This is a genomic window from Pseudomonas sp. NFACC45 (genome assembly GCF_900113505.1).
Taxonomy (GTDB): Bacteria; Pseudomonadota; Gammaproteobacteria; order Pseudomonadales; family Pseudomonadaceae; genus Aquipseudomonas; species Aquipseudomonas tehranensis.
In genome coordinates this window covers 1-16813 of sequence record NZ_FOPO01000011.1, presented here as the reverse complement: position 1 = coordinate 16813, position 16813 = coordinate 1, and the positions used below count along the sequence as shown (strand labels likewise).

At 58.8% G+C, this 16813-nt stretch carries 15 protein-coding genes and 3 pseudogenes; 4 read left to right on the top strand and 14 right to left on the bottom strand.

The window, feature by feature from the left end; all coding sequences use genetic code 11:
• Nucleotides 1-11: 11 nt before the first annotated feature.
• The 5 genes from BM132_RS20090 to BM132_RS20070 all read right to left on the bottom strand — a co-directional run bounded on the left by BM132_RS20090 (nucleotide 12) and on the right by BM132_RS20070 (nucleotide 5487).
• A complete protein-coding gene (locus BM132_RS20090; protein ID WP_047227944.1) occupies nucleotides 12-305 on the bottom strand; it encodes a YcgL domain-containing protein in 294 nt (97 codons plus the stop codon).
• The gene (gene rnd, locus BM132_RS20085) at nucleotides 302-1435 is read right to left on the bottom strand and encodes a ribonuclease D (protein ID WP_092458193.1); all 1134 of its coding nucleotides are present in this window, start codon (nucleotides 1433-1435) and stop codon (nucleotides 302-304) included. Before rnd ends, BM132_RS20090 begins: the two co-directional genes overlap by 4 nt.
• A 121-nt stretch (nucleotides 1436-1556) precedes the next feature.
• Nucleotides 1557-2198: a class I SAM-dependent methyltransferase gene (locus BM132_RS20080; protein ID WP_092458190.1), complete on the bottom strand. Its 642-nt coding sequence runs from the start codon at nucleotides 2196-2198 to the stop codon at nucleotides 1557-1559.
• 70 nt (nucleotides 2199-2268) lie between these two features.
• Nucleotides 2269-3918, bottom strand: a complete 1650-nt coding sequence (locus BM132_RS20075) for a phosphoethanolamine transferase (RefSeq protein WP_092458187.1) — start codon at nucleotides 3916-3918, stop codon at nucleotides 2269-2271.
• A gap of 186 nt (nucleotides 3919-4104) precedes the next feature.
• Complete coding sequence (locus BM132_RS20070; protein WP_092458184.1) at nucleotides 4105-5487, bottom strand: glutamine synthetase family protein; 1383 nt, start codon at nucleotides 5485-5487, stop codon at nucleotides 4105-4107.
• Between the two features lie 523 nt (nucleotides 5488-6010).
• Here BM132_RS20070 and BM132_RS20065 point away from each other — a divergent pair.
• A pseudogene (locus BM132_RS20065) lies at nucleotides 6011-6313 on the top strand (LysR family transcriptional regulator); the annotation flags it as partial.
• A gap of 106 nt (nucleotides 6314-6419) precedes the next feature.
• On the opposite strand, the gene BM132_RS20060 reads toward BM132_RS20065, so the two are convergent.
• From BM132_RS20060 to BM132_RS20040, 5 genes are all read right to left on the bottom strand, one after another.
• Nucleotides 6420-6785 (bottom strand): 5-carboxymethyl-2-hydroxymuconate Delta-isomerase, encoded by a 366-nt coding sequence (locus tag BM132_RS20060; RefSeq protein ID WP_092458180.1) that lies wholly within the window; start codon nucleotides 6783-6785, stop codon nucleotides 6420-6422.
• Nucleotides 6786-7012: 227 nt separating this feature from the next.
• A complete protein-coding gene (locus tag BM132_RS20055; protein ID WP_092458177.1) occupies nucleotides 7013-9097 on the bottom strand; it encodes a DUF6311 domain-containing protein in 2085 nt (694 codons plus the stop codon).
• Nucleotides 9094-9477: a GtrA family protein gene (locus BM132_RS20050; RefSeq protein ID WP_076385942.1), complete on the bottom strand. Its 384-nt coding sequence runs from the start codon at nucleotides 9475-9477 to the stop codon at nucleotides 9094-9096. The genes BM132_RS20055 and BM132_RS20050 overlap by 4 nt, the downstream gene beginning before the upstream one ends.
• A complete protein-coding gene (locus BM132_RS20045; RefSeq protein WP_092458174.1) occupies nucleotides 9474-10181 on the bottom strand; it encodes a class I SAM-dependent methyltransferase in 708 nt (235 codons plus the stop codon). The genes BM132_RS20050 and BM132_RS20045 overlap by 4 nt, the downstream gene beginning before the upstream one ends.
• Before the next feature lie 2 nt (nucleotides 10182-10183).
• Nucleotides 10184-11152 (bottom strand): glycosyltransferase family 2 protein, encoded by a 969-nt coding sequence (locus BM132_RS20040; protein ID WP_092458171.1) that lies wholly within the window; start codon nucleotides 11150-11152, stop codon nucleotides 10184-10186.
• A gap of 338 nt (nucleotides 11153-11490) precedes the next feature.
• Here BM132_RS20040 and BM132_RS20035 point away from each other — a divergent pair, with 338 nt between their 5' ends.
• From BM132_RS20035 to BM132_RS20025, 3 genes are all read left to right on the top strand, one after another.
• Nucleotides 11491-11682, top strand: coding sequence for a YegP family protein (locus BM132_RS20035; protein WP_047227955.1), 192 nt, complete (start codon nucleotides 11491-11493; stop codon nucleotides 11680-11682).
• A 142-nt stretch (nucleotides 11683-11824) separates the two neighbouring features.
• On the top strand, nucleotides 11825-12631 hold the full coding sequence (locus tag BM132_RS20030; RefSeq protein ID WP_092458168.1) for a helix-turn-helix domain-containing protein: 807 nt from the start codon (nucleotides 11825-11827) through the stop codon (nucleotides 12629-12631).
• A 102-nt stretch (nucleotides 12632-12733) separates the two neighbouring features.
• Complete coding sequence (locus tag BM132_RS20025; RefSeq protein ID WP_092397349.1) at nucleotides 12734-13105, top strand: cupin domain-containing protein; 372 nt, start codon at nucleotides 12734-12736, stop codon at nucleotides 13103-13105.
• Nucleotides 13106-13137: 32 nt separating this feature from the next.
• Here the strand turns inward: BM132_RS20025 and BM132_RS20020 are convergent, their stop codons facing one another.
• The 4 genes and pseudogenes from BM132_RS20020 to BM132_RS28525 form a co-directional block, all read right to left on the bottom strand.
• Nucleotides 13138-13908, bottom strand: a complete 771-nt coding sequence (locus tag BM132_RS20020) for a phytanoyl-CoA dioxygenase family protein (RefSeq protein ID WP_092458165.1) — start codon at nucleotides 13906-13908, stop codon at nucleotides 13138-13140.
• Between the two features lie 13 nt (nucleotides 13909-13921).
• Nucleotides 13922-14701 carry a methyl-accepting chemotaxis protein gene (locus BM132_RS28985; protein WP_371264147.1) on the bottom strand — a complete coding sequence of 260 codons (780 nt, stop codon included), beginning with the start codon at nucleotides 14699-14701 and terminating at the stop codon, nucleotides 13922-13924.
• 78 nt (nucleotides 14702-14779) lie between these two features.
• Nucleotides 14780-15553, bottom strand: a pseudogene (locus tag BM132_RS28980) (MCP four helix bundle domain-containing protein); the annotation flags it as partial.
• A gap of 284 nt (nucleotides 15554-15837) precedes the next feature.
• A pseudogene (locus BM132_RS28525) lies at nucleotides 15838-16813 on the bottom strand (hypothetical protein); the annotation flags it as partial.

Genomic DNA, 16813 nt, shown 5'->3' with positions numbered 1-16813 from the left:
TCGGGGAACCGTCAGACCGGGTCGTTGCGTCGCAGCAACTCTTCCGGAAGATGCTCGATGTACTCGTCTTCAGCCGGTGGCATCTGCAAGTGATAACCCTGGGTATCGAGGTTTTCCAGCACCAGGTTGATGTCTTCCCGGGACAGCTTGCGCTCGGGGCTCAGCACCAGGTCAAAGGCATGGATCGCCTTGCCAAAGGCAGCCATCAGGGGCTCAGGCACGCGCTCCAGGGCATCGCTTTTGAGCACATACAGGTACATCTCGTTTTTCTTCGAGCTTCGGTAGATCGAGCAGATACGTTTCAAGGCTGTTCTCCGGCGGTGGCCAGGCTATCGAGCAGTGCCTGGCCCATCAATTCTCGGCGCCAGCCACGCAGCGAATCGGGCAATTGGTAAGGACCCTCGGGAAAGCCGCTCTTGATCAGCGCTTCGAGGGTTTTCTTGCGCAGCATCAGTTCAGGGGCGATTCCCAGGCGCTCGGCCTCAACCTGCCCCAGTGCCCGCAGACGCTTGACCAGCGCCGAGGCCTCAATGGGCAAGGGTTCGGCCACGGCTGGCGGCCACTGTTCGGGCGGCAGGCTGGCGGCGCGTTTAATCAGCTCCAGTAGGAACTCGCCGTCCTGGCGCACGGTACGCGGGTGCATGTCTTCGATTTTCGCCAGCGCACCGAGGTTATCCGGCTGAGTGCGGGCCAGGGGCCACAGCGAATGCTCGCGAATGACCCGGTTACGCGGCAGGTCACGAGCCCGCGCTTCCCGCTCGCGCCAGGCGCATAGCTCGCGCAGCACGGCGAGTTGGGCACGGGAAAGTTTCCAGGCCAGCTTGGCCTCGCGATATACCTCATAGGGGTCGACTTCACGACGCAGGTTGGCCACCAGCTCGGCGCCATCCTCTAGGACCCAGGCGTATTTCTCGTCAGAAAGCTTCGGCCGCAGCTGTACGAAAACTTCCGCCAAATGCACTGCATCTTCAGCGGCGTAGCTGATCTGCGTTTCCGACAGTGGTCTTTGCAACCAATCAGAGCGGGTTTCACCCTTAGGTAAGTCGATGCCCAACACGTCCTGTACCAGCCGGGAATAACCCATGGAAAAACCCAGGTTCAGGTAGGCGGCGGCCAATTGAGTGTCAAACAGCGGCGCGGGCAGACTGCCGGTCAAGCGCAGCAGCACTTCAAGGTCTTCGCTGCAGGCGTGCAACACCTTGAGCACTGCCGGGTTTTCCAGCAACGCGGCCAGGGGTTTCCAGTTGTCGATGGTCAAGGGGTCGATCAGATAGGCACGCTCGCCGTCGCCGATCTGCAACAAACCGGCAATGGGATAAAACGTGTCGACCCGCATGAATTCAGTGTCGAGGGCGACGAATGGCAACTGCTGCCATTCGTCGCAAAACTGACCGAGGCTATCGTTGTCGCGAATCCAGTGAATATCGATGGCCACACGGCTCTCCCTTGAAGAATGGCGCGCAGTATATATCGCCGTCAGCGATTGCGAGCATCCATAGAGCGGGAGCCTGAGAGAAATCGCCTGCGCAAAGGCAAGAATAGTCCTACATCGGGAGTTAACCGGCCTTGCACAACGCATAAACCCGCGTCAGCGCAAACCCGGGCAGAAAATCCTGGTACCACAGCAGGGTGAAACCGGCCTGGCGGAACTCGGCTTCAACTTCAGCCTTGTCCGCCAAGCCGCGGTGCGACGCAGGTCCGATGTTGAGGCGACCTTCAACTTGCACCGACACAATCACCGTGTCACGGCTGACCCGATGAAATTCGCGCAACAACGCCAGCCGATGCTCACTGGCCCTGACGTGCCGAAACAGTTGCAGACACAAAATACAGTCCACCGCGTTGGCCGACAGGCCGAGGGTGAATGCCGAACTGGGAAAGGTTGTGACCCGCTCCAGCAATGCGCCGCCATGATGGGTGCGGGCGTGATCAAGCATGTCTGGCGAGGGGTCCGCTGCCAGGATCACCCGGTTGGCATGTTCGGCCAGCACCGGCCAGAACCGGCCGGCGCCACAGGTCACATCCAGCACCAGTCCCGGTTCACCGGCGGCTTTCAAGGCATTGCGGACCAATTGCTCGTCACGCCAGAACGCCAGGCGCAATCGTCTGGGCGCCGCTTGACGACAGATGCGCGCGTGTTCCCGGTCGTGATGCCTGGCGAACTCGAGCTCTACGGGAGATGGGGGTTGCCCGGACATACCAACCGCTCTTGGCAAAGAGGAATAGGAACAGGCTAACCACCGATACGTGAAAAAAAAGTCGAGGCGCTCACTGCCGAGCCAGCACGCCGTCAATGACCGCACCACGGCAACCGGCAAACAGGTCCAGGTCGCGGTTGTAGACCTTGCTGTTGACTTCCAGCAGCCCGAGCATCGAATGGAACAGATTGTCCTGGCTCAAGGGCTTGTCCCGGCTCAGTTGCAGGCAATGGGTGTCGACGGAAAAGGACTTCTGATAGCTGTCGGAAAACCAGGCCAGCATCGCCACGTGTTTCTGTTGTTCCGGGGCGAGCATGTAGGGCGTGCCATGGAGAAACAAGTTGTACTCGCCCAGGGACTCGCCATGGTCGGACAGGTACAGCATCGCTGTGTCGACCTTGTCCTGATTGGCCCGCAGCAGGTCGATCAGGGTCGATAACACATGGTCGGTGTACACCAGCGTGTTGTCGTAACCGTTGACGATGCTCTGGCGGCTGCAATTGTTCAGCGCATTGCTTTGGCACACCGGGGTGAAATGTTCGTATTGCTTGGGATAGCGCTTGAAGTACTCCGGCCCGTGACTGCCCATTTGGTGGAGCACCAGCACGGTGTCCTTGTCGAGGGTGTCGATGAAATGTTGCAGGCCCTGGAGCAGAATTTCGTCGCGACACTCACTGTTGGCGCACAGGGCCGGGTCCTTGAGATTGCTGACGTCCTGCACAGTGACCCGGTCGCAAGTGCCTTTGCAGCCCGACTGGTTGTCACGCCAGATCACCTCCAGCCCGGCACGCTTGAGCACATCCAGCAGGCCTTCTTCGTTCCTGGCCTTGCTGGCGTCGTAGTTCTTGCGGCCCATGTTGGAAAACATACACGGCACCGATACTGCGGTTTCCGTACCGCAGGAATGCACATCAGTGAAGGCGATCAGGCCGGCTTCTTGATTGAGTTGCGGCGTGGTATCGCGGTTATAGCCCAGAATGCCGAAGTTCTCGGCACGGGCGCTCTCCCCCACCACCAGTACGGTCAGGGACTTGCGGGCATGGGTTTGCCAGACCGGATTGCGACTCGCGTCCTCACCCAAGGTGATGAAGGGTTGTTTGGCCGCCGCGACCTGCTCGCCCAAGTACCCGATCGACGCACCGATGTAGTTGCTCGGCACCACCATCAGGTGCAATTCGTGATGATTGCGAAACAATGAAGACAACCCCTGGTAATTGGCCAGGGCGACCACGCCGATCACCGCCGCCGACACCCCACTCACCACCAACTTGCTTAACAGCTCTTTAGGCCAGCGGCGATAGCTGATCGGCGTTTTAAATAACAACCAGGATGGCAACATGCCTAACAAACCGAGGTAGGCAAACAACTTTAACGACAATAAATCACGCACTTCCGTGGCATTGGTTTCAGCGAAGTTACGAAACATGCCGGCATCGATCAGCACGCCATACTGAGCCATGAAGTACGCCACACCGGCGCTGATCAGAAAAAGCACGATCAGCACAGGTTTGAGCAGCCCACGGAACGCCACCAGTGTCAGTGCCAGGTTGAAGGCGAACAACACCAGCACCGCAAACGCCACGTCAATCAGCAGCCCCCCGCCGTCACCTGCCGTAATGCTATGCAGGTGCTGCCAGAGCACGGCGTTAAAGCCCACTAATAAAAAGACACTGGCGACCAGCGTCACCCATTCGGGACGCACAGGTTTAATAGTCAGCATGAGGTCTAAAGTTTCCTGGAAGTTGCGCTATGGAAAGAAAATACCGCAGGAAAGTTAGAAAAAACTGTGCTACGGCCATACAAACTCTAGGCAGGCCACTATCAATTTTTCGTGAAAAAGTTGCTATTAAATAATTTTTCAAATAGCAAGCCACACGTCTGACCGACGTGCAGCTTGTCGCTTAGTTCAGGCCTGATGGATATACCAACGCCAGTCCTGCTCGCCTACCTCGCCCATGAACTGGCGGTATTCGGCGCGTTTGACCGCCAGGTACACCCTGAGGAACTCATCCCCAAATGCTTGCCTGGCCCAGGTCGAGGCTTCAAGCGTGCGTAAGGTGGTGAGCCAGTCGGTGGGCAGCAATTCGCTCGCCTGGGCATAACCGTTGCCCTCTACCGGCGCACCGGGATCGCACTGTTCACGAATGCCGCGATGGATGCCGGCCAATATTGCGGCGGCGGCCAGATAGGGGTTGGCGTCGGCACCACAAATACGATGTTCGATATGCCGCGAAAACGCCGGGCCGCCCGGCACCCTCAGGCTCACGGTGCGATTGTCCACGCCCCAGGTGGCCGCCAGCGGCGCGTAGCTGTTGCTCTGGAATCGCCGGTAGGAATTGGCATTCGGGCAGAACATCAGCAGTGAGTCGAGCAACGTGTCGAGCATCCCGCCCACCGCATGACGCAGCAGCGGCGTACCATCGGCGGCTTCGCTGGCAAACAGGTTATGGCCCTCGCGATCCGCCAGGCTCACGTGCATATGCATGCCCGAACCCGCCAGTTCCGCGAACGGCTTGGCCATGAAACACGCCTGCATGCCGTGTTTATGCGCCACGCCTTTGACCAGACGCTTGTAGCGCACCGCTTCATCCATGGCTTGCAAGGCATCGGTACGGTGCTGGAGGGTGATTTCCACCTGGCCCGGCGCGTATTCGGAAATGGCCGTTCGGGCCGGGATGCCCTGGGACTTGCAGGCGGCATAGAGGTCCGCCAGGAATGGCTCGATCTGTTCCAGTTCGCGCAAGCCATAGACCTGCGTGGCACGTGGCCGGCCACCATCAGCGTCCCGCGCCGGTTGCGGCCGGCCCAGGCTGTCGCGCTGCGCGTCCAAAAGATAGAACTCCAGCTCCGCCGCCATCACCGGGTAATAGCCATCGGCCTGCAACGCGTCGATCACTTGGCTGAGCAAGTAACGCGGATCGGCGATGGTCGCGGGCATGCCTTCCTGAGGATGCATGCTGACCTGCACGGCGGCAGTGGGGATCAGCCGCCAGGGCATTCGCTGCAAGCTGTCGCTGATGGGATAGGCCCGGCAATCGATGTCGCCAACCTCCCATACCAGCCCGGAGTTTTCCACGTCATCGCCATTGATGGTCAACCCGAGAATGGTACTGGGCAAGGGCCGTCCACTTTCGTAAAGCGCCAGCAACTCATCGCGGTGCAGCAGTTTGCCCCGAGGCACACCATTGCTGTCGAGGATAAACAGCTCGAACAGCTCGATATCCGGGTGTTGCTCCAGAAACGCCTGGGCTTGATGCAGGGGGGCAAAAGAGAGGTGGGCAGAACTCATGAGAATGCTCGTATTTTCATGTCGGACGGGCGACAAAGCACCGTCAGCCTGTGCTCGCGATCAACGAACACTGTTCAAGGATCAACAGGAAATACAAGTATCTGGAGGACGGGCATGGCGGCAATGCCAGAGCGCCCAAAATGCCAGTTCAGAAGGCAGCGCACAAAGCGTGGGAGAGACACCGGACATAAACCTGCCGACCGGCTCCATTGCGGCGTATGACGGGTATTGGAGTGCTGCGGGCCAACCGTCCATAAAAGACATCACAGGAAACACACCCTTGCAGCGTCCCACGTCACCAAAGCCGGTTAAACCTCGATTTGATGGAGCTTGGATCGCCACAGGCTAAACAATCGGCCAGAGCACCCTATGCTGATCGATCTGTCGTGTTCATTACCTTATCTGTCCCACTCCCGACCGTGAAAGCGCTTGCCTGGCATTCTCCTGGGACGATCGTTCCGTTAGGATCAAGGGTCTGGTTTGCGCAAGATCCGCGCAAGGAGCACAGAGAGAGACAGAACGGATGCTGAACAGTAACTCCCTCAGAAAACTCGATATGCAAGACCTCATGGTATTTAACGCCGTGTACGAGCAAAGCAGCGTCACCGGTGTATCCGAGGCGCTGTGCGTCAGCCAGTCAACGGTCAGCTACTGCCTCAAGAAACTGCGGACCTGTTTCGACGACGAGTTGTTCATCAACACCCGCACCGGCATGCGCCCCACTTATAAAGCCGAGGGCATGTACAACCACGTGCGCACCATCCTGCTGAGCATCAACCTGTGCCATGCCGGTGCGGCCACGGTTGAGCCCGCCCGGCAAACCATCAAGCGCCTGAAGGCTTGTCGGGATTCACCTTGAAACGCCGTGCAGCCAGGCCGCTGATAGCACCTGGCTACGCGAGCGGATCGTCAAAGCCCGAAGTACCTGCCTCTCAAGCGCCGACGACAGCCTTGGCATAGGGGCCTCGGTCGATGTCGAGGATTTCCACACACAGTTGCACGGAAACGTCAGTCGGCCAGTCGCCCACCTCCTGGACCACCTCCAACAGTTTTTCGGCCAACTGCTTCTTGACCTCTGGCGAACGGCCGCTCAACAAGGCCAGCTTCACGTGCACGAAACCTCGCTTTTCGAAAAGGGTGCCCACCAGGAAATTCTCGATTTTCACAGCCCGGCTTTTGATGTCCGACTCGGCAGCGAACTGACCGGAGGCCACCAGCGTATTATTCAGACGCAACAGTACGACACCCTCGTCAAACTTGGGCAGGTTGGCGGTGTACTCCATGTGCAGGTGAGGCATGTGTTCGACTCCTGTTCGAAAATATGACGATGTGGTTTCAGCCGTCGCAACCATACCTCGACTTTACTTGGCTGACGCAGGTTTTTGTTTCGTCGATCGAGATTTGCGCCGCGCCAATACGCGCGCTCATGAACGCTTCCAACCGCGTCAGCGTTTCGAAAAGCACCCTCATATTGTGCATTCGGTGCTGAGCAAAAACCTTGAAGCACACGATAAAGACGTCCGACTTAATTCACCGTCAGAGACTTCAGTCCCAGCGCCATGACTCGCTCGTCGCTCCCCAACCCCAGCGCCTTGGGACTGACCGCGTCGGGTAGATGAAACTGCACACGCACCTGCCCATCTGCGGCAATCGCTTCGCGGATGGTCGGGCTCAATGACAGCTCCAGGGTGTTCTCCTGCATGCGGGTCAGTTGCGTCGACAGGGCCGCAACGCCATTGATCGAGACCTCGATTCTCTGGCTGGGGTGCAGGGGCTGTACGAACGCCACAGCTTCGATCAGCAGGGCGCGGGCCTCAGGTGGTACACGCAATACAAGCTCTGCCTGAACACCTTCCGACCAGGTGCCCCAATCTTCGAAGCGACCCCAGCCGCTGACTAACATCGCGTTTATTCGGTTGAACACCTGGCGCTCACCTGGCTTGACTCGCACGTCCAGCGTCTCCTGCGCTACCGGTGGGCATTGAGCACAGGTCTTCCATCCCGGCGCCAGCACCACCAGACCATCAAGGCGGGTCAACAGATCAGTCTGACGATTAACGGTTTTGATCGCTTCGAGCGCGGTGCGACTGTCGAGAATGTAGAGGGAATCCGCTTCATACTGACCGGTGGCGAGCATTTGATCAGCGTGCCGTTGAGCTTGTTCGATCTCCCGAGTACCCATCCTCCCCAAGTACACGCTATCGGTTGCCAGACCATGGTTCTGCGCGTATTGGCTGATCAACAGCCAGTTGTCCGGCTGATTCTGCGGCAACAACGACCGGACCTTGGAGTAGTGATTTGCCGCGCTGGCCCAGAACGGGTCGGCCAAGGGCGTCGGCCAGCTCGCGGCGGTCGGCGCCATCCGACTCTTGCGCAGGCCTGCCCACCCGCTGCGGGTATCCAGAACCTGCACCACCAGGGCGACAGCCAGCAGACACACCGCTGCTCGTGGCTTATTGCCTCGTACCACCAAAAAGATGAGCGTAAACACAAGAATGTAGAACACCGGCCAGAACATCCTACCGGCCGCGCGAAAGACGTTCGCCAATTGCTCGATGGTTTTCGGCAACCAGTAATGCACATCCAGCATGCCAATACCGAGCGTGTTGGTCAGTGAAAAAAGCGTCAGCCCGATGAGCGCCGACAGCAATAGAGGTCTGCGACGCACGGCCCCCGCCAGACCGGTGTTGCCTTGCAGCAGTGCCACGCCGCCGCAGATGGCCAGCATCAGCACCCCCAACCCCAGGTAATTGAACCCCTCGTAGTCCCCCGGTCCCTGGGGCATGTCGCGCAATACGTATGACCAGCCGCTGGGGTTCACTACCGACAAGAGATTCAGACGATACAAGCCAAAACCACCCGCCACGGTCCCGCCGCCCACACTGAAATAACCCGCTTGCCAGCAGCAGAATGCGACCAGCAGAAACAGACCGGCCAGCTCAATCAAGGCATTGCGCCGGGGTAATCGACCCTTGATGGCTTTGCTGGCCAGATCAGCCAGCCAGATCAATGCCACCATCGCCAACAGATAGGCATGCACCAGCGCCGTCGCGGCCAATAGCACGCCCCAGGCCAGGAATCGCTTTTGCAGACCGGGCCGCAACGCCAGGTACAGCGCCGTCAGGATCAGGAAATGCCCGGACAAGGAAAGATGCCCTCCCATGCGCAGAAACATCGGGGGCGAAAACACGAATAACCCGGCCCCCAACAACCTGATCCAGATCGAAGGCGTCAGCAGACCCACGAGCTTCCAAGCGAACCAGGCCTGCAGGACAAAACACGCCAGCAGCCACAGCCCGAAATACTGGAACGTCTCGGGAAGCCAAGCATTGAAGGGCTTGAATATGAACGCAAGCAGCGGGTTGGAATCGGAAAAAATGATCCCGTTGGCCAACTCCAAGCCATAGGAAGGGTTCATGCCTAGCGGAAAGGTCCAGGGCGAATCACGGAAAAACGCCCATCCCAGATAATGAGTCGCCGCATCGCCCTCCCCCAGCCAGGCGATATTCGTCGGGTTCAACACCCGGGGGCCGATGACCATCAGAAACGCCAACACGCCCAGCAATACGGGCAACAAGGAAACCAGATAACGCTCGCCACGAACGGTCATCGATACGTCCAGAAATTATGCAAGATGAAGGTAAACACGGGGATGATCAGCGCCACGGCAGCAATGCCCGCCAAGTAATTCAGGCCCGCGCTCTGCGCCACCCAGGCCACCAGCATCGCCAGCCAGAATCCGCCGATCGAAACCACCACGAAACGGCCGAGCGTCCGGCCATGCAATCGGCTGGAGAAACTCCAGAGCGTGTTGATCAAGTAAGACACCACGGTTGCCACCACAAACGCAAAACCGTTGGCCAACGGCGGGCTGGCCAGGATCAGATGCACAAACAACACGGCAGCCAACACATGCACAGCGGTCACGAACAAGCCCGTCATGGCGAACCGCAGCCCACGTCGCAGCAACGGCGACCGCGTCCAGATCATGGTTTTTGGGCCAGACAGAACACCGTCAGGCCGGCCACGCGATTGGCGCCCATAAACGGACGCTCCAGGCTGCACAGCGACTTCAACACGCCATTGACCAGTGGATGATGCCGAGTGAGCGAGCTGGCCGGCGCGCCGGACGTGTTGCGTTGCAACAGGCGCACAGCGGCGGCGATCGGAAACACCAGGCCGAAATAGTAAGCGCTTTTGTGCACCTGCAACCCCACCTGTGCCACGACCCCCTCCAGTTGCCCGAGGGTGTAACGGCGTTTGTGTTCCAGAAACACATCATGGCCGCTCCAGAGAAACTGGAACGCCGGCACGGTGATCAGGAAGCGGCTGCCAGAGGGAACCTTGTCGGCATAAGCCTTGAGCAGGCCCACGTCATCGTCCACGTGCTCCAACACATCCATCAACAACACCAGATCCGCGTCCAGCGCATCGATGGCGCGCCGATAGTGAACGGGCTTGCCGGCGGTGCTGGCATCGGAGTCGGCCGGGTAACTGATGTCCACGCACCAGGCCCGGGCCGTCTCGGTATGGGACAACAAGTGATGGGAAAAAAAGCCCGATCCGGCCCCCACATCCAGCAAGGTTTTGACCGATGTGCCTTTGAGCACGTGGAGCATGGCGCGCGCCTTGGAACGATAGTACCAATGCTGCCCGATATCGGGCCCCAGGATGTCGGTTTCCTTGAGATCCATTGTCAGTCCTTGGCGTCATAGATGCGCCGCACCAGAAAAACCGGTCGGCGTTTGGATTCGATATAGGTCCGGCCCAGGTATTCACCCAGTACGCCGATGCCGATCAGTTGCAACCCGCCCAAGAACGTGACTGCCACCATCAGGGAGGCATAGCCTGGCAGATCGACCCCGGAAATCAGCGTCCGTAACACGATGAACACCGCAAACGAAAAGGACACCAGCGAGACGCTAAGCCCCAGGTAGGTCCAGATACGCAACGGTTCGGTGCTGAAACTGGTGATGCCCTCCAAGGCAAAGTTCCACAGACGCCAGCCGTTGAATTTACTTTCACCGGCCGCACGCTCGGGCCTGACGTAATCCACGACGGTGGTTCGAAATCCTACCCAGGCAAACAAGCCCTTCATGAAGCGACGGGACTCCGGCAAGCTCTGCAGCGCATCGACCACACAACGATCCATCAGCCGAAAATCACCGACATTTTCCGGTAGCTGGTGGTCGGCGATTTTATTGTGCAGCCGATAGAACCCGTTGGCGGAAACCTGTTTGGCCCAAGAGTCGGAGTCACGGTTTATGCGATGCCCCAATACCACCTCGGCACCGTCGCGCCAGTGGGCGATCATTTGCAGGATCACCTCGGGCGGGTCCTGCAGATCGACGTCGATCGGTACCACTGCCTGGCCACGAGCCGCTTGCAGACCGGCACTCAGCGCCGCTTCCTTGCCGAAATTGCGGCTCAGGTCGACGATCCGGATGCGCGGGTCGGTTCGCTGTCTTTCCAGCAACAACACCAGTGTTTCATCGACACTGCCGTCATTGACGAACACCAGTTCCAGGCTCACCAGCGACTCGTTCGCAAAAACCCGATCAACTCTGGCGATAAACAAATCAATGGACTGGACTTCGTTGAAAACCGGAATGACGAGCGAAAGCGCTAGACATCCTTGCTGATCCGCTCCTGAATATTCAGTCACTTGATGGCTCTTTTTCTTATAGGTGTTTTCAGTCCCATCGGGCTCCCAGCCCCCGGGTTCCCCGAACCGGACGTCAATGACAAACGTCTGAATCGAAATGTATTAAGCAGGACCGGACAAGGCAACGCAAGAACGAAACCGGAACTTTATCCAGCCCCGCGCCCCCAACATGACCTGTTTCCTGAAAAGGGTCGCCAGAGCAAACCCAACTCCACATCGGCAATATTTGATAACGAATGGAAACGAATTTCCCATAGCCAAAACTATCAGCTTGGCTAGGCTTTGGAGCGACATGTGCAAAGCATGTCTTGAATGAATTAATCGCAGGGAGCGAACCGATGTATTTTGAGATCTACAGGCAGACCCGAGGCACCCAGAGCACTGGAAAAGGCCAATGGCGGTGGCGCTTGAGAGCCGGCAACCACGAAACGATCGCCAGCGGCGAATCCTATGTGAACAAGGCTGACTGCCTTCACGTTATCGGGCTGATCAAGAGCGCCCAGGGCGAGACACCCGTGAAAGAAATCTGAAGCAGCCACGCACTGTACCGACCAGTAAGCTGTCCCGCGTAACGAGCAGCTTGCTGCGACCTGAATCCGGGTCTCGCTTTTTACTGCGCCAAGGCCTATCAGACAGGTATCGTGTGCAGACAAAAGCGAGAGGCCGGTCTAAATGACTCCATCAAACCGTGATCGCGACTGGCTGGTGCGGGCTCCTGAATCAAGAAAAATGGAGCGCATCGAAGCCTATTTCAGTGGCCATGGCTACACCACCCACCGGCATGACACCTACGCCATCGGTGTCACGCTCTGCGGTGTTCAGAGCTTCAATTACCGCCATAGCAAACGCCATAGCCAGCCCGGCGGAACCATCGTCCTGCACCCGGATGAAGTTCACGATGGCGAAGCAGGCACGAGCGAGGGCTTTCGCTACCGGATGTTCTACGTAGAACCCTCCGTGATCCAGCAAGTGCTGGGCGGCAAACCCTTGCCCTTCATCGAAGGAGGGTTGTCGAACGATCCTCTCCTTAATGTTGCTACCCGCAGGCTATTGCGCAGCCTGGATCACCCGCTTGATCCGCTGGAAGAGGAGGACGGCCTCTACGATGTGGCCCAGGCCCTCGACCGCGCAGCGGGTTACCGGCGCGGACGGAGGTTGATTGACTACTCGGCGGCAGAGCGCGCCCGACTGTTCATTCACGATGCCCTTGACCAGCCCATCAGTCTGGATGATCTGGTCCAGGCAAGTGGCCGGGATCGATGGAGCCTGTCCCGGGACTTTCGAGCGCTGTACGGCACCAGCCCCTACCGGTATATCAACCAGCGCCGCCTGAATAAAGCCCGTCACCTGGTTATCCACGGCATGCCATTGAGTGAAGCCGCCCTGGCGTGCGGCTTTTTCGATCAGAGCCACATGACCCGGTTGCATACCCAGGCGTTCGGCATTTCACCTGCACGCTGGTTGAAGATGCTGCGCTGACGTCGGGCGCCAGGCCCCACAAAACCTGCACAATCATCCAATACCCGCTCAAGCTCAGGCAGTAAGGTCGCGCTCACCCCCTTCACAAGACGAGCATCCTCTATGAGCACTCATTACTCCCCCATCAATTTCGCTCAGAAATACGCACTCTTCCAGGAACAATGGGCCCCGAAAGTCGTGGCCGAAATGAACGACTACCAGTTCAAGATCGTCCGGCTCGAAGGTGACTTCGTCTGGCATACCCACGCCGATACCGATGAAACCTTCATCGTGCTGGAAGGCGAGCTTCGAATTGATTTTCGCGACGGCGCGGTGACGATTGGCCCAGGCGAGATGTACGTGGTGAAAAAAGGTGTCGAGCACAAGCCCAGCGCCGCACTGGAAGTGAAATTGCTGTTGATCGAGCCTCGCGGCGTCATCAACACAGGCGATGAAACCAATGAGCGAACAGCAGTCAATGATGTCTGGATCTGACGTCGCCTCGTGACGTAACCGATGCCAGGGGGTCAATCGTACTCAGCCTCCTGATGATCACCCAACAGGCGCCGCTGGCGAGGTGTCGCGGCGGCCAGCACAGCGGGGTTGAACTGCCAGTCCAGATAAGGCGAGAACTTCTGCGCAATCATCCGCCGGCCATAGTGAACCTGCAGCATATATCGTGAACGATCGACGCTGCGGTTCTCGCTGCCGGCATGCCACAACTCGCTGCGCAGCATCAGCACATCGCCAGCCCGACACAACACCGGTTGCGCGACGCGTCCTTGCCACTGCGTTTCGCCCGCCACGGGCGCCCGCCCCGCCCGATGACTGCCGGGAATGACCCAGGTGGGACTCAGGTCGGCATCAATGTCGTCAAGGTAAAATTGTGCCGTGCAAATCTGCATCGGCAACTCGAAAGCGGGATCGGCCAGGAACGCTGGTGGCAATGCCATTGCCAGGTAATCCAGATGCAACGGGGCCCCGATAAACCCGGGATGGCAACGCCAGGCAGTCTGCCCAATGATGTGGCAGTCATCCCCCAGGGCCGCCTCGGCCAGCTCGATCACCCCGTCCATATCAAGAAACGGCAACCAGAACGGATCGCGATTGAACACGCATTTGTAGTGATCGATCACACCGCTGTAGTCCCAGTGCAGGGGTTTAAGCTGATCGATTGCGCGGCGCAGGTCGTGGATTTGCACGGTGTTCAACACCGCAGGCATCAGGACAAAACCGTCCTGATGCAGCGCTCGCAAGCGCTCGTCAGTGAGAGCCGCCAACGGTGGGAGGGAGGCCACGATCGCGCCTGCCTCAGGTGCGGAAACGGCCGATCAATTCCGCCAATGTCCTCGAGAGGCCGGAAAGCTGCTGGCTGGCATGCATGCTCTGGGCAGAGTTCTGCGCCGCTTCGTTAGACAGATCGCGGATATCGGAGATGTTACGGGCGATTTCCTCGGTGACGCTGCTCTGCTCTTCACAAGCGTTGGCGATTTGCGCGGCCATGTCGTTGATCCGCTGTATGGAACCGCCGGTGCCGCTGAGCACCTGGTCCACACTCGCCGCCCGCTCGACGCTATCACGGGCCTTGGTGCTACCGACGTGCATCGCTTGTACGGCCTTGGCGACGCCCGACTGCAAGCGCTCGATGCGGACCTGGATATCCTTGGTCGAATCCTGGGTCCGCGCCGCCAACGCCCTGACTTCATCAGCCACGACGGCAAAACCGCGGCCTTGTTCACCGGCGCGCGCAGCCTCAATGGCGGCGTTCAGCGCAAGCAGGTTGGTTTGTTCAGCGATGCCACGAATCACCTCGAGGACCGCTCCGATGCTGGAAGTTTCCTGGGCCAAGGCTTCGATGGTTCCCGACGCACTTTCCACTTCCTGCGCCAGTTGGCGGATCGATTCGATGGTGCTGCTGACAACGTCGGCACCATCGCGGGACTGACTGGTGGCCTGTTGTGCGGCGTCCGAGGCATTCAGCGCGTTGTGAGCGACTTCATGCACGGCGGCGCTCATCTGGGTTGCGGCGGTGCTGACCTGATCAAGCGCCGCATGCTCGCTGCTGATCAGTTGGTCGTTGGTCGCGGCCATGCTGGCCATGGCGCGTGCCGCAGCATCAACCTCTCCGGTCACCCGGCCCACCTCGGCGATCAACGGCTGCAGTTTGTCGAGGAAGCGGTTGAATGCGCTGCCGAGCTGGCCCAGTTCGTCAGCCGAACGGACCTCAAGACGCGCCTTCAAATCGCCGCCCCCCTCTGCAATCTGCTCGACGCGGCTGAGCAAGCGACGCATGGGACGCAGCACGACCATTGGCAAAACAACAACGACCAGAATGCAGCCAAGCAGACCAATCAACAGAATGCCGCCCTGATGCACCCCCACTTCTTCGCCATTTTCTATCGCCGCGTCTCCCTCGCGATGGGACGCCTGGTCTTCCAGCTCGCCAAGTTTGTCGATGGAATCACGCATGATCTCGAACAGGCGTTCGCTGTCACCAAAACTCAGTTTGCTGGCCGCCTCCATATCACCTACGGACAACTCCATTACCCGCCGCGAAACCTGCTTCCACTTGGCAAAACCGTCATTGAACTGACTGACCAACGCCAGCGCTTCGGCCCCCGGCTGCATCGCGGCATATTGCTGCACGCGATCATAAGCCTGCTTCACATTCTCCTCATGACTGGCGCTCAGCGCCGTCAGATGCTCGTCCGCATGACCATCGAGCAGACTGCGCTCGGCAACGAAGGCCTGATAGAGATCGCGATCGGCATTGAGCAACAGACTGATGGCCGGCAAGTAACGCTTGGTCAGCTGTGTGCTGGACTGCGTCACCTGATCAATGCCCCGCATGCCCGACCATCCCATCAACACCAACAACAGGGCCAGAAACGCGATCGGCAGGGTTATTTTCCAGCGAAAACCCAGGTCGGCAAAGAACCGCATCATGGGGGGCACTCCTTCTATGGGGGTTAGCTTACCTATCGGCACGCATGCCTTGAGCTATAGACCATTAGTCTGATTGACACAAAGCTTTCGACGTTGGGAAGGCTGTGGTTATGCAGGTTGCGGAGTGGGTTGGGTGGAATAAAATTCGAGCCGATGAGTAGTGTTTTTCCATCGCCCACCACCTTGAAGCCAGCATGGCAGTACTCCATTCATGGACGTTGCTCAAACCGGTCTTGGCCTTTGTGGCGAGGAGATGCATCTTCAGGAGCGCCAAGCCCTGGCTATTGCCCATGCACGTCAAACCAGGCCTTCGTGGTCTCGGCACTCATCGCCTGTATGGGCGCGGGGCAACTGTCATCCAGACACTGATCGTTGGGTATGAAGGTGAATATCTGGCCATCAGTCGCCTCCAGGCGCAGGTGCACGATCGGCCAGAAGCGTCCTGTCGTCTTGAAATAGTCATCCTGAATATAACGAGCACCGTCACGCCCATCGCCGGCGTTATACGACGTCCCATGGAACAACGCATCGACCGGTAAACGCTCGGGGATACGCTGCGGCCAGGGTGTCAGGACGAACTCATTCCAGTGGTACTGCGGATGCGCAAACGTGTTGCGCAGGTCCAACAGCACCTGAACCATGTGCGCCGAAGGGGCAAAACTGCAGGAGTTATAAGGCGTCGTGGAATACCAGTGTAGCCAGCCCGCCACGCTGTCTACGCCCAGTGCCGTACATTCCATACGGCCAGTGCAGGCCTCGGGCAGACCGCCGGTGAAACCATCGAAGGGGTACAGACAGCGTACTGTCAACGGATTGGCCGACGGCGCGTCCAACGCCTTGAACAGCAAACCCTGAGGCCAGGCCGGCAGCGTCATCGCGGCGTCGGCACGGACGTAACTGACGGAAACACCGTTGATATCGTTCGAGCGGGGGCTGGGATTCCATGACTGAAAAGCAGGCGTCGATTCAGTCCCTCGCAACACCACGCCATTGCAATAAAACGGCGCCCTGCCGTCCGGGCAGGTCATCGCCGTATCGAAATACCGGGCATTGAGCCGAGTCGCCACTTCATAGCCAACATACAACTGATCCTGCAAATTGAAACCGAACACTGCCCCCTCGGCCCCAGCCAGGTCCAGGCGCAGAATCGGCAGCCATTGGCCGGTGGCCGCGTGATAGTCGCGCTGGTTGCGCTGGGCCACGCGCAGCCCGCCGGTCTGGGTCGTGTCGTAGAACAACCCTTGCACGGGCACCTGC

Bases quoted from the DNA above. Each gene is read 5' to 3' on its own strand.
- BM132_RS20080 (WP_092458190.1), bottom strand. From the start codon at position 2,198: ATGTCCGGGCAACCCCCATCTCCCGTAGAGCTCGAGTTCGCCAGGCAT.
- BM132_RS20075 (WP_092458187.1), bottom strand. From the start codon at position 3,918: ATGCTGACTATTAAACCTGTGCGTCCCGAATGGGTGACGCTGGTCGCC.
- BM132_RS20070 (WP_092458184.1), bottom strand. From the start codon at position 5,487: ATGAGTTCTGCCCACCTCTCTTTTGCCCCCCTGCATCAAGCCCAGGCG.
- BM132_RS20060 (WP_092458180.1), bottom strand. From the start codon at position 6,785: ATGCCTCACCTGCACATGGAGTACACCGCCAACCTGCCCAAGTTTGAC.
- BM132_RS20055 (WP_092458177.1), bottom strand. From the start codon at position 9,097: ATGACCGTTCGTGGCGAGCGTTATCTGGTTTCCTTGTTGCCCGTATTG.
- BM132_RS20050 (WP_076385942.1), bottom strand. From the start codon at position 9,477: ATGATCTGGACGCGGTCGCCGTTGCTGCGACGTGGGCTGCGGTTCGCC.
- BM132_RS20045 (WP_092458174.1), bottom strand. From the start codon at position 10,181: ATGGATCTCAAGGAAACCGACATCCTGGGGCCCGATATCGGGCAGCAT.
- BM132_RS20035 (WP_047227955.1), top strand. From the start codon at position 11,491: ATGTATTTTGAGATCTACAGGCAGACCCGAGGCACCCAGAGCACTGGA.
- BM132_RS20030 (WP_092458168.1), top strand. From the start codon at position 11,825: ATGACTCCATCAAACCGTGATCGCGACTGGCTGGTGCGGGCTCCTGAA.
- BM132_RS20025 (WP_092397349.1), top strand. From the start codon at position 12,734: ATGAGCACTCATTACTCCCCCATCAATTTCGCTCAGAAATACGCACTC.
- BM132_RS28985 (WP_371264147.1), bottom strand. From the start codon at position 14,701: ATGGCCGCGACCAACGACCAACTGATCAGCAGCGAGCATGCGGCGCTT.